The sequence below is a fragment of the Mesorhizobium sp. M0159 genome (assembly GCF_040322295.1).
Classification (GTDB): Bacteria; Pseudomonadota; Alphaproteobacteria; order Rhizobiales; family Rhizobiaceae; genus Mesorhizobium.
This window is the reverse complement of the sequence record NZ_JAMYTF010000029.1, coordinates 26,117-39,723: the sequence shown is the minus strand read 5'-3', so window position 1 is coordinate 39,723 and position 13,607 is coordinate 26,117. Positions and strand designations below refer to the sequence as shown.

Annotated in this window: 13 protein-coding genes; 5 read left to right on the top strand and 8 right to left on the bottom strand. The window is 62.4% G+C overall.

Annotated features, from left to right (window positions below; translation table 11 throughout):
- Window positions 1–147 precede the first annotated feature (147 nt).
- Both NKJ32_RS24000 and otsB read left to right on the top strand, forming a co-directional pair.
- Window positions 148–1,929: an alpha,alpha-trehalose-phosphate synthase (UDP-forming) gene (locus NKJ32_RS24000; RefSeq protein WP_023674969.1), complete on the top strand. Its 1,782-nt coding sequence runs from the start codon at window positions 148–150 to the stop codon at window positions 1,927–1,929.
- Window positions 1,926–2,687: a trehalose-phosphatase gene (otsB, locus tag NKJ32_RS23995; RefSeq protein ID WP_352568677.1), complete on the top strand. Its 762-nt coding sequence runs from the start codon at window positions 1,926–1,928 to the stop codon at window positions 2,685–2,687. The genes NKJ32_RS24000 and otsB overlap by 4 nt, the downstream gene beginning before the upstream one ends.
- A gap of 21 nt (window positions 2,688–2,708) precedes the next feature.
- On the opposite strand, the gene NKJ32_RS23990 is transcribed toward otsB, so the two are convergent.
- The 3 genes from NKJ32_RS23990 to NKJ32_RS23980 are packed head-to-tail and all read right to left on the bottom strand — an operon-like array spanning window position 2,709 to window position 5,635.
- Complete coding sequence (locus tag NKJ32_RS23990; RefSeq protein ID WP_352568678.1) at window positions 2,709–3,380, bottom strand: ABC transporter ATP-binding protein; 672 nt, start codon at window positions 3,378–3,380, stop codon at window positions 2,709–2,711.
- Window positions 3,377–4,618, bottom strand: a complete 1,242-nt coding sequence (locus NKJ32_RS23985; RefSeq protein ID WP_352829081.1) for an ABC transporter permease — start codon at window positions 4,616–4,618, stop codon at window positions 3,377–3,379. Before NKJ32_RS23985 ends, NKJ32_RS23990 begins: the two co-directional genes overlap by 4 nt.
- Before the next feature lie 6 nt (window positions 4,619–4,624).
- On the bottom strand, window positions 4,625–5,635 hold the full coding sequence (locus NKJ32_RS23980) for an efflux RND transporter periplasmic adaptor subunit (RefSeq protein WP_502898067.1): 1,011 nt from the start codon (window positions 5,633–5,635) through the stop codon (window positions 4,625–4,627).
- 145 nt (window positions 5,636–5,780) lie between these two features.
- Here NKJ32_RS23980 and NKJ32_RS23975 point away from each other — a divergent pair, with 145 nt between their 5' ends.
- The 3 genes from NKJ32_RS23975 (at window position 5,781) to NKJ32_RS23965 (ending at window position 8,531) form a co-directional block, all read left to right on the top strand.
- A complete protein-coding gene (locus tag NKJ32_RS23975; protein WP_502898068.1) occupies window positions 5,781–6,464 on the top strand; it encodes a TetR/AcrR family transcriptional regulator in 684 nt (227 codons plus the stop codon).
- A gap of 27 nt (window positions 6,465–6,491) precedes the next feature.
- Window positions 6,492–6,884 (top strand): MmcQ/YjbR family DNA-binding protein, encoded by a 393-nt coding sequence (locus tag NKJ32_RS23970; protein ID WP_352829079.1) that lies wholly within the window; start codon window positions 6,492–6,494, stop codon window positions 6,882–6,884.
- Window positions 6,885–7,040: 156 nt separating this feature from the next.
- Window positions 7,041–8,531 (top strand): NCS1 family nucleobase:cation symporter-1, encoded by a 1,491-nt coding sequence (locus NKJ32_RS23965; protein ID WP_352829078.1) that lies wholly within the window; start codon window positions 7,041–7,043, stop codon window positions 8,529–8,531.
- Window positions 8,532–8,561: 30 nt separating this feature from the next.
- Here NKJ32_RS23965 and NKJ32_RS23960 read toward each other — a convergent pair whose 3' ends face one another.
- The 5 genes from NKJ32_RS23960 to tpiA all read right to left on the bottom strand — a co-directional run bounded on the left by NKJ32_RS23960 (window position 8,562) and on the right by tpiA (window position 13,594).
- Window positions 8,562–9,101: a DUF1697 domain-containing protein gene (locus NKJ32_RS23960; protein WP_352829076.1), complete on the bottom strand. Its 540-nt coding sequence runs from the start codon at window positions 9,099–9,101 to the stop codon at window positions 8,562–8,564.
- Window positions 9,102–9,112: 11 nt separating this feature from the next.
- Entirely contained in the window at window positions 9,113–10,741 is a 1,629-nt protein-coding gene (pyrG, locus tag NKJ32_RS23955; RefSeq protein WP_023674960.1) for a CTP synthase, read from the bottom strand.
- A 148-nt stretch (window positions 10,742–10,889) separates the two neighbouring features.
- A complete protein-coding gene (locus tag NKJ32_RS23950; RefSeq protein ID WP_352829074.1) occupies window positions 10,890–12,011 on the bottom strand; it encodes a L,D-transpeptidase in 1,122 nt (373 codons plus the stop codon).
- Between the two features lie 199 nt (window positions 12,012–12,210).
- Entirely contained in the window at window positions 12,211–12,663 is a 453-nt protein-coding gene (gene secG / locus NKJ32_RS23945) for a preprotein translocase subunit SecG (RefSeq protein ID WP_254817294.1), read from the bottom strand.
- A 163-nt stretch (window positions 12,664–12,826) separates the two neighbouring features.
- A complete protein-coding gene (gene tpiA / locus NKJ32_RS23940; protein WP_023674957.1) occupies window positions 12,827–13,594 on the bottom strand; it encodes a triose-phosphate isomerase in 768 nt (255 codons plus the stop codon).
- Window positions 13,595–13,607: the final 13 nt, after the last annotated feature.

Sequence of the window (13,607 nt, the reverse complement as noted above, 5' to 3'; positions counted from 1 at the left end):
CGCGGCATTGCAATCGTCCGGAACCGATAGCCTCTTTGTGCGTTGCAAAAATGGGCGGCGCGGGAACGCTGCCGTTGTTATACGGCGGCGAACCAGAAAACAAATAAAAAAACGGCTATCGGCCGGCCGGAGGCGAGATCACATTCCATGTCAGATTATACTGTAAACCTGCTCTGGGTTTTGCTGATTGCAAGTTTTGGCTTTTCCGCTTTTGCCATTCTCCTGTCGATATCCCGCCAGCGTCGCGGCCGCGCAACGGCGGCCGCATACACGCCGAGCGAGGATGTCGCGTCGGAAGCGGCACGCAAGGTGCTGCGCGAGTTCGAAAAGAACGGCCAGTCGGCCGATGCGGCACTGGTCACATGGTCGCCCGACACTTTGCGCAAGATCCTGGCCGACGACCTGCCGGACGCACAGGTTATCGTGGTGTCCAACCGCGAACCCTACATCCACAACATCAAGGATGACGGGGTCCAACTTTTGGTGCCGGCCAGCGGCCTGGTTTCGGCACTCGAGCCCATCACCCGCGCCTGTGCCGGCACCTGGATCGCCTATGGCGGCGGCACGGCAGACCGCCTCACCGTCGACAAGGACGACCGGGTGCAGGTACCGCCAGGCAATCCGTCCTACACGCTGCGCAGGGTCTGGCTGACGGAGGAGGAATATCAGGGTTATTATCTGGGCTTCGCTAATGAGGGCCTATGGCCGCTTTGCCATATCGCCTTCACCCGCCCCGTGTTTCGCGCCTCGGACTGGGACGCCTACGAGGCCGTCAACCGCAAATTCGCCGATACGGTGGTTGCCGAAGCCCGCAACGAACGGCCGATCGTGCTGGTGCAGGACTACCATTTTGCGCTGCTGCCACGCATGATTCGCCAGCGCCTGCCGGACGCGATAGTCATTACCTTCTGGCACATCCCTTGGCCCAATTCGGAAGTGTTCAGCATCTGTCCGTGGCGTGAGCGGATCCTGGAAGGACTGCTCGGCAGTTCGATCATCGGCTTTCATACCCAATTCCATGCCAACAACTTCACCGAAAGTGTCGACCGCTTTCTGGAGAGCCGGATCGAACGGGCAGACGCGGCAATCTCCTATGGTGGGCAGACCACATTGGTCCACGCCTATCCCATTTCCATAGAATGGCCGGCCCAATTGCTGGCAAAACTGCCGTCTGTGGAGGAGTGCCGCGCCAGCGTGCGCGACAGATTCGGCCTGTCTGCGGATACCAAACTATGCGTTGGCGTCGAGCGCCTCGACTACACGAAAGGCATTCTCGATCGCTTCCATGCCTTGGACGAATTGTTCACGAGATATCCCGAATGGATAGGCAAGGTGGTTTTCCTGCAGATCGCCGCGCCGAGCCGGGGGACATTGCCCGCCTACCAGCAACTCCACGACGAATGCCGCCGCTGTGCCGAGGAGCTCAACCGGCGCTATGGCAGCGAGACATACAGCCCTATCCTGATGGTCGCCGAACATCATCGGCAGGAGCAGGTCTACGAGGTCTATCGCGCCGCCGACATCTGTATGGTCACCAGTCTGCATGACGGCATGAACCTTGTCGCCAAGGAATTCGTCGCAGCGCGCGACGACGAACAAGGCGTGCTTTTGCTCAGCACCTTCGCCGGTGCCTCGCGCGAACTGCTGGAAGCGCTGATCGTCAACCCCTACGATGCGGCCATGATGAGCGAGGCGCTGTTGCAGGCGCTGACGATGACGCCGGAAGAGCAGCGCGAACGTTTGCGGCCGATGCGCGAGATGGTCCGCGACAACAATGTCTACCGCTGGGCCGGCAGTATGCTGCTGGACGCCGCGCGCCTGCGCAAACGCGGCGATCTCGACAGGGTGACCGGGACCGGCGAGCGCCCGCCATCGAACACCAACAACGTCATCTCGATGTTCGAGCGGGCTCGGAAGGCAGCGTCGTGAAAAGCTTTGAACAACCGCCGGCGTTGAACCTGTCGGAAGGGCAATGGGCGCTCTTCCTCGACATCGACGGAACCCTGCTGGAACACGCTGCCCATCCCGACGCGGTGTTCGTCGGCGAGGAATTGCGCAATCTGCTCGAACGCATCGAGCGGCGGCTGGATGGTGCGGTCGCCTTCATCACCGGCCGATCGATTCCCGCCGTGGACAAGCTGTTCCATCCGCTGAAGCTGCGGATCGCCGGACTGTATGGGCTGGAGCACCGGCTGACGCCGAGCGGTCCGATCGATGCCGCCGACGCGCCGGCCGACATCGCCGCCCTTGCGGACGAGATCGAAGCCGAACTGGGCAGCGGCAAGGTCTATGTCGAGCGCAAGGGGCCGGTCCTTGCCGTTCATACAAGAGCAGCACCGCAACTGCTTGCACCCGCAATCCAGCTCGTCGAACAGGCATTGGCCCGGCTTCCGAAGGGTTATCGGGTGCTTCCGGGAAACGCCGGCGTCGAGCTCATGCCTTTGGAAGCCGTCAAAGGTGCTGCCATCCGGCGTTTCATGGACATTCCGCCCTTTGTCGGCCGGCGGCCGATATTCCTCGGAGACGATACATCGGACGAACACGGTTTCGAGGCGATCAATAAAATTGGCGGCATCTCCATCCGCGTGAAGCCGGACGGACCGACGGCCGCAACCTATGTCCTCGACGACGTGACCGGCGCAATAGCCTGGCTCGAGGCCAATTTCGAGGCCTTGCCGGTCTCTTGATCATCTGAATATCAACACGCCTTATTCGATCTTGCCGTCCACGATGTGAATGCGGCGATCCATGCGCGCCGCCATGTCGAGATCGTGCGTAACCGCCACGACGGTCTTGCCGCGCTCGCGCACCAGATTCTCCAGGATCGTGAAGACCTGCTCGGAGCTCTTGCTGTCGAGGCTCCCCGTCGGCTCATCGGCGAGGATAAGCGGCGGGTCGTTGGCGAGCGAACGTGCCACCGCGACGCGCTGACGCTGGCCGCCGGAGAGCTGGTCAGGCCGCTTGTCGAGATGCTCGCCGAGCCCAAGAGATGAAAGCAGCTCCCCGGCCCGCTCACGCATGTCGGGCCGCGTCAGCCGGCCGAGCTTGCGCATCGGGATTTCGACATTTTCGCGCGCCGTGAACTCCGGCAGCAGAAAGTGAAACTGGAAAACAAAGCCCAGCATCGAAAGCCTGGTCCGCGCGCGCTCCCTTTCATTCATCGGCTCGGTGTCGCGTCCGCCTATCCTCAAGGTCCCGCCTGTCGGCCGGTCGAGCAACCCAAGCAGATACAGCAGCGAGGACTTACCGGAGCCGGAGGGACCGGTCACGGCGACGAATTCGTTGTCGTTGATCGTGAGCGTGATGTCCTTGACCAGCGTAACGGGGACCGTCTCTGGCAAGATGCGGGTCAGTCTCTCGGTCTCGATGAGTGCGCTCATGTCGCGCCTCGGATAATCTCGACGGGGTTCAGGCGCGCCGCACGGCGCGCCGGCAGGTAGCCAGCCACCGCCGCCGAGCCCAGTGCGAAGGCCGAGGCGATGATATAGTGGGTCAGGCTCCAGGCTATCGGCAGCCGGGTCATCTCCTGGCCAGTCGCGGCGATCTCGAAACGCACCAGCGACAGTGCATAGGTCATGGAGAAGCCAAGCACCCCGCCGAGCACAGAGCCGGCAGCGCCGATCGCCACGCCTTCCAGCAAAAAGAGCCGGCGCATGTCGGACTCCGGGAAGCCAAGCGACTTCATGATGGCGATGTCGCGCGCCTTCTCGTGCGTGATGGTGGAGATGATGTTGTAGATGCCGAAGCCAGCAACCAGCATGATCGCGCCGACCACCGTGTACATGATGACGTTGCGCACAACGAGCGCTTCGAGAATCGATTCGTTGGCTTCTTGCCACGCTACGGCCTTGTAGCCCAGTTCAGCCTCGGCTCGATGCGCCACCGCCGCAGCGCGGTTGGGGTCGTCGAGCTTGATGCGGATCTCGTTGATGGCATTCGGACGCGCGGAGAGGATTTGCGCGTTCTTCAAAAGCACATAAGCTTCGCCTTCGTCGCGCGCGGTAGTGCCGGTGTGGAAAAGTCCGGCGATCTTGAAATTGCGCGTCAGCCCTTCGGAGGAAACCGCCGTTATCGTGTCGCCGAACCCGGCGCCGAGCCGGTTCGCCATCGTGTCGCCGATGAGCACGTTGTTGCCGCCCGCGGCAAGTGCCGAAAAGCTGCCTTCGACGAACTCTCCGACGATCGGTGAAACGCCGGTCTCGCGCTGCGGATCGACCCCGATGATAGCTGCGCCCACTTCGCGGCTGGAATAGCGGATCACGCCCTGCGTCTTTAGGCTTGCTGCGAACCGGCCGGGAATCCAGCTCTCCAGCCAGGAGGTCGCGGCGGTCGGGTTGATGATGCCGCGCCGATCGTCGCGTGGCCGGAGCCCCGAGATGGCGGCGGTCTCGAAGTAGTCCTCGGCCGGCTGCCGGCGGGCGGTGCGCTGCTCGTCGGTGATGTCGACATGCGGCATCGTGTCGACGAGCTGCCTGACGAAATCGTCCTGCCCGCCCTGCATCAGCGCCGCCATCGCAATTGAGAAGCCGACACCCACCGCGACGCCGACTATGGCGACCAGCGTCTGGCGGCCGCGGCCGGCGATATGCGTTACGGCAATGTCGACGATCAGCGCCATCGTTGCCTATCTCTCCTGCGCGGCGGCGATGTTCACGCGCGCACCGTCGCCGAGGTCAGCGGGATAGGGCGAGATGACGCGAGCCTTCTCATCGACACTAGAGATAACTTCGACGCCATTGGTGCCGCGAATGCCCGTTCGGATTTCACGCCGCCAGGCCTTGTCGCCTTCGACTACGAACACCTTGTTCCCATCCACCGCAACCGACGGGATCAACAGCGCATTTTTCGAAACGCGGATGACGATGTTCACGTCGGTCGACATGCCTATACGAAGCGGCGTATTGTCCGGCAGGCGGAAGCGGACGCGATAGGTCTTCGTCACCGGATCGCCCTTGGGCGTGATGCTGTCGACCACCGCTTCCAGATTCTGCCGAGGGAACGCATCGGATTTAAGCAGCGCGCGCTGGCCGATCTCGACCCGTGGAATGTCCTCCTCGTTGACCTCGGCGACCACCAGGAGCGGCTTCGGCTCGCCGACCCAGAACAACACGGCGCCGAGTTCGGCGATCTCACCGACCTCGCCGTCCTGCCTGAGCACGATACCGGCGCTCGGCGCTCGTAAGACGTAGGTGTCGAGCCGCGCTTTCTGTCCGGCAACCAGCGCTTCGATCTGGCCAAGCTCGCTTTGCGCGCGATCGAGCGCCTGCTGGCTTGCCGCACGCCTTTCGGCAAGCACGGTCAGCCTCCGGAGCTCTTCCTGGGCAAGTGCTTGACGCGCTTCGATCTCGCCAAGCACGGCCCGGGCCTCGCTGTCGTCGAGCTTGGCGAGCACATCGCCTTGTGCAACCCTCGACCCCTCGCAATTACACTGCTCGACGATCCTCTCGCGGACAACGGGAGTCACCTTGGCCCAGGTTCGCGGCTCGACTGAGCCACTCGCGTAAACGATCTCCGCCGCGTCGCCGCGTTGTGGCGTCACGATCGAAACCTTGGCCGGCTGCCACACATACCAAGCGCCGAAAGCAGCAGTCGCCGCGACAAGAACGATGCCGACAGTCCAGCGTATCCGTCGCAAGAAGCTCTCCTTCCACCATCGAATGCGAACGTCGGAGCGGTGGCAGACATAGCATTAGACCGACCGTCGGTCTATAAAAGTTGCATAAAGAAACGGTTCGTGCTCCTCTTGCCCCCTGTACTTTGTGAGGTCGATTTTGCCCCGAGTGATAAAGCCCCCGGAGATACGATCCACCGAGCTCCTCGACTGTGCCCAGCGGCTTTTCTTCGAGCATGGCTACGACAACACGACGGTGAACGACATCATCCGCGAGGCCGGCTTGTCGAAGGGTGCGTTCTATCACTATTTCGCGTCGAAGGAGGCCCTGCTGGAGGCGCTCGCCAGACGTCTCGCACGTGACAGCCTTGCCGAGCTGCAACCCCTCCTCGACGATCCGTCACTCGATGGGATTGGCCGGCTCAATGCACTCTTTGCCGGCTCGCGACGGCTGAACGTCGAGCTTGCCCCGCAATTGCGAAAAACGTTCTTCGTCGTGTTCCGGCCCGAGAACCTTGCCCTCTTCCATCGGGTCGACCAGGCGGCCAGGGAACTGGCCGAGCCGATAATCACAAATCTGCTCAGGAAGGGAAGCGAGGAAGGCATTCTCGACGTGCCCGACCCGCAAGCTTTTGCCGAGATGTTCCTGCAACTCCGGCTGACCTTTCGGGACGTGATGCACCGCGCCCTGCTACAGGCCGAACAGGGTAATATCGACGAAGCAGCGCGGCTGCTCGAGGGCCGATTGCGGCTCTACGGCATCGCAATCGACCGGCTTTTGAAGTTGCCCGATGGAACGATAGAAGCCGTGCAGCCCGGTTTTGCCCGGGCTTTTCTCGAAGCCGGACCGTAAACCGCTGACAGCGATGGAGGAGAGTTGATGAGTAGGAAATCGCGCGCTTCGACCGATGCCGTTCTCAAGGAACTGCGCGCCTTCGGCCTCACCTATCCGGGCGCCGAGACAAAGACTCCGTGGCCTGGTCACGACGATCTCGCGGTGAAAGGAAAGACCTTTGCTTATTTGAGCCTTGAAGGCGAACCGTTCAGCATCTCCCTCAAACTCCCCTACAGCGGCGACGAGGCGAGAAAGCTCCACTATGCGTCGCCGACAGAGTATGGCCTTGGCAAGAGCGGATGGGTGACGTTCGAACCAGCACCGGACGAACTGCCACCGATCGGACAACTGAAGTCATGGCTCGGTGAGAGTTATCGCGCACAAGCGCCCAAAAAGCTTGCCGCCCTGATCACGCACAAGGTGGACTCGCGAGCTTAGGTCGAGCGATCGGTGTCACCCCACGAATCGTCGGCGCTAGAAGCTCAACGACGCCACGCCGATAAGCGCCTTTTTCATTGAATGTCTTTAAGTCCAAAGCCGGCAAATCGTCTGCTTGCCGGTTCCCCTGCGTCAGGCTTAACCTGCGTGCCATGCGTGGAGGCGCGTGCGGTAACAAGGGGAGGACATAGCAATATACAAGGCGCATCACCGGACCTGTACAATGAGGATCTCGCACCGGCGAAGGTTCGAAACTGGGGACCGTTCTCGATCTTCAACGTCTGGACGTCGGACGTCCACAGCCTGTGGGGCTACTATCTCGCTGCCAGCCTGTTCCTGTTCTGCGGCGGCTTCGTCAACTTCATCATCGCCATCGGTATCGGTTCGCTGATCATCTATGCGTTGATGAACATGGTCGGCTATGCCGGTATGAAGACCGGGGTACCCTACCCGGTCCTGGCGCGTGCCTCCTTCGGCATCTGGGGCGCCAACATACCGGCGCTGGTGCGCGCCATCGTCGCCTGCTTCTGGTACGGCGCGCAGACGGCGGCCGCCTCCGGGGCGATCGTAGCCCTGCTGATCCGCTCGCAATGGTTCGCCGACTTCAACCAGAGCACCCATTTCCTCGGCCACTCCGGGCTCGAGGTGATCTGTTTCGTCATCATCTGGGCGCTGCAGCTCCTGATCATCCAGAAAGGCATGGAAACGGTGCGCCGCTTCCAGGATTGGGCCGGACCGGCGGTGAGGGTGATGATGCTGATCCTGGCGATCTATCTTTGCATCAAGGCAGGCACCTTCGCTTTCACCAGCGACATCCCGATGGATGTGCTGCTGGAAAAGACAAAGGACGCGGGCGTGCCGGGCACGCCAGGCTCCTGGACCTCGCTGTTCGCGGTGGCCGCGATCTGGGTGACCTATTTCTCCGCCCTCTATCTCAACTTCTGCGATTTCGCGCGCTACGCCCCGGACAAGGCATCGCTGCGCAAGGGCAACATCTGGGGCCTGCCGGTCAATCTTATCCTGTTCTCGCTGGTCGCCGGCGTCACGACGATCGCCGCCTTCGACGTCTATGGCGAGGTGCTGCTGCATCCCGACCAGATTTCGGCGAAATTCGACAGCTGGTTCCTGGCGGCGCTCGCAGCCCTGACCTTTGCGGTGGCGACGCTCGGCATCAATGTGGTGGCGAACTTCGTGTCGCCGGCCTTCGACTTCTCCAATGTCTTTCCACGCCAGATCGACTTCAAGAAGGGCGGCTACATCGCGGCGCTCATCGCGCTGGTGCTCTATCCATTCGCGCCCTGGGAAGGCAGTGCCGCCTCCTTCGTCAACATCATTGGCGCGACGATGGGGCCTATCTTCGGCGTGATGATGGTCGACTATTACCTGATCCGGAAGGGCGAGGTCGACGTCGAGGCGCTCTACAGGGAGAATGGCGAATTCCGCTTTCAGGGCGGCTGGCATGTCAATGCCTTCATCGCCGCCGGTATCGGCGCGGTCTTCTCCTCGATCCTGCCCAACTTCACCAGCCTGCTGCCGTCATGGTGGGGCGTCTATGGCTGGTTCTTCGGCGTGGCAATTGCCGGCGTCATCTACTACGTGCTGCGCACGATGGCACTCGGTGCCGGAGCCAGGATAGCCAAGGCCTGAACGGAGTCGGGGGGGGGCGCGCCGCCCCGTTCATTCTGCGACCATCTTGGCCAGGCGGCGCACGGTGTTCCAGTTGCGCGACGTGCCGACGCCGAGACGTCTGTGGCTCACCGCCGCAAGCAGCCGCGAACTCGGCGTCTCGCGGGAAAAGACGATCCAGATGTCGCCGCCGACAATCCGCAGCCTCTCGTCCTTGCCGGCATATGCCTCAAGCGCCGCGGCGGTCTCGGCGGGAACGGGCGCCCGCATCACGCGCACCGCCACCTGGTCCGCGGCCTCGGCCGATTCGGCTGGGAACGGATTGCCGGCCGCCAGCCTTAGCCAGCCGTCGGCGCAGCGCACGATGATGTCGACGTGGCGGCCGAAAGTCTTTGCGAACGCCGCCTCCAGCCGCTGCTCCAACGCCGCAAGTTCTGTTTCTTGCGCCTCGAAGACCAGATTGCCGGTCGCTACCAGCGTGCGCGGGTTGTTCAGACCCAGGCCTTCGGCCATCGCCTTCAGATCGGACATGACGACCCGCCGCCCCTCGCCCAGGACAATGCTGTAGAGCAGCGCGACGTAAGTTTGCATGGGCGGCTAGTCTAGACCAGCCGCGACTGCTCTACCGCCGCCTCGATGAAGCTGGCAAACAGCGGGTGCGGATCGAGCGGCCGGCTTTTCAACTCGGGATGGTACTGCACGCCGATGAACCAGGGGTGGTCGGGATATTCGACCGTTTCCGGTAGCACGCCGTCCGGCGACATGCCGGCAAACACCAGGCCGCAATCCTCGAGCCGCTCCTTGTAGTCGACATTGACCTCGTAGCGGTGGCGATGGCGTTCGGAAATCTGGGTATCGCCATAGATCTCGGCGATCTTCGATCCCTTGGCGAGGTCGGCCTGGTAGGCACCGAGCCGCATGGTACCACCAAGGTCCCCGGTTTCCCTGCGCTTTTCCAGCATGTTGCCCTTCAGCCATTCGGTCATCAAGCCGACGACCGGCTCCTCGGTTGGACCGAACTCGGTCGATGATGCGCGCTCGACGCCGGCCAGCGAACGCGCCGCCTCGATGCAGGCCATCTGCATGCCGAAGCAGATGCCGAAATACGGCACCTTGCGCTCGCGCGCGAACTTCGCCGCCAGGATCTTGCCCTCCGAGCCGCGCTCGCCAAAACCGCCGGGGACGAGAATGCCATGGACCTTCTCCAGCCACGGCGCCGGATCTTCCTTCTCGAATATCTCGCTTTCGATCCAGTCGAGCTTGACCTTGACCCGGTTGGCGAGGCCGCCATGCGACAGCGCCTCGATCAGCGATTTGTAGGCGTCCTTGAGGCCGGTATATTTGCCGACGACGGCAATGGTCACTTCGCCTTCCGGATTGTGGATGCGGTTGGACACCGCTTGCCACCGTTCCATGCGCGGCTTCGGCGCCGGATCGATGCCGAAGGCCGCCAGCACTTCCGAATCCAGCCCTTCATTGTGATAGGCCATCGGCACGTCGTAGATATGCGGGACGTCGAGCGCCTGGATGACGGCGCTTTCGCGGACATTGCAGAACAGCGACAGCTTTCTGCGCTCTTCCTTGGGGATCGGCCGGTCGGCGCGGACCAGCAGTATGTCGGGTGCAATGCCGATGCCGCGCAACTCCTTGACCGAATGCTGCGTCGGCTTGGTCTTCAGTTCGCCTGCCGTCGGAATGTAAGGCATCAAGGTCAGGTGGACGTAGACGGCGTTGTTGCGCGGCAGGTCGTTGCCGAGCTGGCGGATCGCCTCCAGGAACGGCATCGCTTCGATGTCGCCGACGGTGCCGCCGATCTCGCACAGCACGAAATCGTAGTCGTCATTGCCGTTGAGGACGAAATTCTTGATCTCGTCGGTGACGTGCGGAATGACCTGCACGGTAGCGCCGAGATAGTCGCCGCGCCGCTCGCGCTCGATGATGTTCTTATAGATCCGGCCGGTGGTGATGTTGTCTTGCTGGTTGGCCGAGCGGCCGGTGAAGCGCTCATAATGGCCAAGATCGAGATCGGTCTCGGCCCCGTCATCGGTCACGAAGACTTCGCCGTGCTGATAGGGCGACATCGTGCCGGGATCGACATTGAGATAGGGATCGAGCTTTTTGATGCGTGCGCGATAGCCCCGCGCCTGCAAGAGAGCCCCAAGGGCCGCTGCAGCAATGCCTTTTCCAAGTGAGGAAACCACGCCGCCTGTGATGAATACATATCGCGCCATGGGAGTCATCGCTTAACGCGGCCGAATTGATTCCGCCAGAGAAAAAACCACCGCGAAGGCTTTTTCCCAAGAAGGCGCTCTGGTCGTTGGCGTGTCAAAACAAAAGGGCCGGCGAGGCCGGCCCTTTTTGGCACGATCTGTCAAAGCGTCAGATGATGACGACTTTGGTGCCTACTTTCACCCGGCGGTAAAGGTCCATGACGTGCTCGTTGATCATGCGGAAGCAGCCATTGGAGGCGCTGGTTCCGATCGACTGCGGCGCGATGGTGCCGTGAATGCGCAGGTGGGTATCTTTCTTGCCGTCGTAAAGATAGATGGCGCGCGCACCGAGCGGATTGTCGCCGCCGCCGGGCATGCCGTCCTTGTACTGGCCATAGTGCTTGGGTTCGCGCTTTTGCATATCCAGCGTCGGAATCCAGCGCGGCCATTCCTGCTTGTCGCCGACGGCAACCGTACCCTTGAACTGCAGGCCTTCCCGGCCGACCGCGATGGCATAACGGCGGGCGGTTGACGATGATTCGACGAGGTAGAGACGACGGGCGCCGGTATCGATGACGATGGTGCCGGGGTTGTAGCCGGTGAATTCGACCTCCTGCGGCACGAATTCCGCCTTGACCTTGAACTGCCGCTTGGCCTGCTTCCTTTCGAGCGCGGCGTCGAGCGCGCGTGTTTCCGGAAGCAGCGACATCGACGAAGTGGATGTGCCGCCGAACAGTCCCGCGAACAGCCCGACGCTCTGCGGCTTCTGCCCGACCGGTTCGCTGCGCAACTCGCCATTGTTGCCGGTCAGCGCAACGTTCATGGCCTCGGCCGGGATCGGCTCGGCCGACTGGATCGGCGCAATGGGCGTAATCGGTTCGATGATGTTGACGGTCTTCTTCTTGGCCGGCGTGGCGTCAGCCACCTTGGCCGTTGCGAGCGGCTGGCTCTTCTTGGCAAGGAACGCCTGCCGTTCCGCATCGGCTTTGGCTTTCGCCGCCTCGCGCATCGCTAGCTTCCTGGCTTCGAGTGCCTTGGCGCGAGCGGCTTCCTTGTCGGCTGCGATCTTGGCTTCGATCTTGCGGATCTGCGCAAGGTCGTCCGGCGTCGGATCTTTCTTCTTCTTGAGAAGCTTCAATTGCGCTGCATCGCTTTTGGCAGCGACCTTGACGACGTCGGTTGTTGTTGCGGCTTTGTGGGCCGAGTTTGCCGTCGGCATGGCCGCGTAAGCGGGCGCACCTAGGCTGAGCACGGCACAAAGGCCGGCAAAAATGAAGCTGCGAAGCTGCATGGGGAAGATCCGATCGTTCAATGCTTGTTGCCCACGGCGTCGCCCGGCGCCCCCCAAGGACGCCGAGAATGCCGCGTGCAACGTATAATCGATTAGCCGGAAGCGCCTCAAGCGTGAGGCGCAGTCGAATCTTCGTGATCATGCGGCATTTGCCGCGACTGTGTTCAAACGACAACAGATCGCGGCATAAGTTGCCCTATTACTGGTTGGGGACCTGCGGCGTGGCCGGCGCGGTGGCGCCGTTTGTCGCTGGCGGCGTCGCCGGAGCGGTTGCCGGCGGCGTCGTTGCCGCGCCATTGCCGGACGGCGGGGTCGGTGCCGTGGTGCCCGACGGCGGCGTCGGCGTCGTGGTTCCAGGCAATTGGTTGAGTACGCCCTTGCCTGCTCCGTCCGAGGTCGCCGGCACGCGATCGAGAATGTCGATCGGCTTCTCGCCATAGCGCGCAACGATCGACAGTGTCAGCGAAGTGACGAAGAAAGCGGCAGCCAGGATCGCCGTCGCCCGCGTCAGCGCATTGGCGGCGCCACGCGCGGTCATGAAGCCCGATCCGCCGCCGATGCCGAGGCCGCCGCCTTCGGAGCGCTGCAGCAGCACCACGCCGACAAGCGCGAGCACGACCATGAGGTGGACGACGATCAGTACGGTTTCCATAATTTACCCTGGCAAGGCCTTGTGCGGCCGCTGATTTGGAGGCGGCTCAATACAATGCTTTGACGGCATTTCCAAGCCCGTGGCCGGAATATGGGAAGCAATGCGTCCTTTGCAACGATTTCGGCGCCGGCCGTCCGCTCAAATGCAGCAAGCAGCCCTTGTATCAAGCGATGTTTCGATAGGCTTCCGCGATGCCGAGGAAGTCCGCCGCCTTTAGGCTGGCGCCGCCGACCAGCGCGCCATCGACATTCCTGACGCCGAGCAACTCGACGGCGTTGGACGGCTTGACCGAGCCGCCGTAGAGAATGCGCATCTTGGCCGCCGTATTGCCGAGCTTCCGTGCCAGTTCTTCGCGGATATGCGCATGTGCCTCGGCGACGTCGGCGGCGGTCGGGGTCAAGCCGGTCCCAATCGCCCATATTGGCTCATAGGCAATGACGGTGTTGGAAGCCGTGGCGTTTGGCGGGACCGAGCCAGCGACCTGGCGCGACAGCACGTCGAGCGTGGCTCCTGCTTCTCGTTCGGCTCTTGTCTCACCAATGCAGATGATGGCCACCAGCCCGGCGCGCCATGCGGCGGAGGCCTTGGCCTGGACCAAGGCATCGTCCTCCTTGCGATCGGCGCGGCATTCGGAATGGCCGACGATGACATGGCTGGCACCTGCATCCTTCAGCATCTCGGCCGAAATGCAGCCGGTATAGGCGCCGCTTTCCTCGGTGTGGCAATCCTCTCCGCCGGCCCGCACCGGCGTGCGCGACAGAATCTCGGCGGCGTGCGCAAGCAAGGTCGCCGGCACGCAGACCACCGCTTCGGTCTCGGCGTCGAGCCCACTCATGAAGCCGTTGCCGATCATCCTGAGCTCGTTGAGCGAGGCGCTGGTGCCGTTCATTTTCCAGTTGCCGGCGACGAGCGGGCGGATTCCAGGCGTCATGGGATTTGTTTCT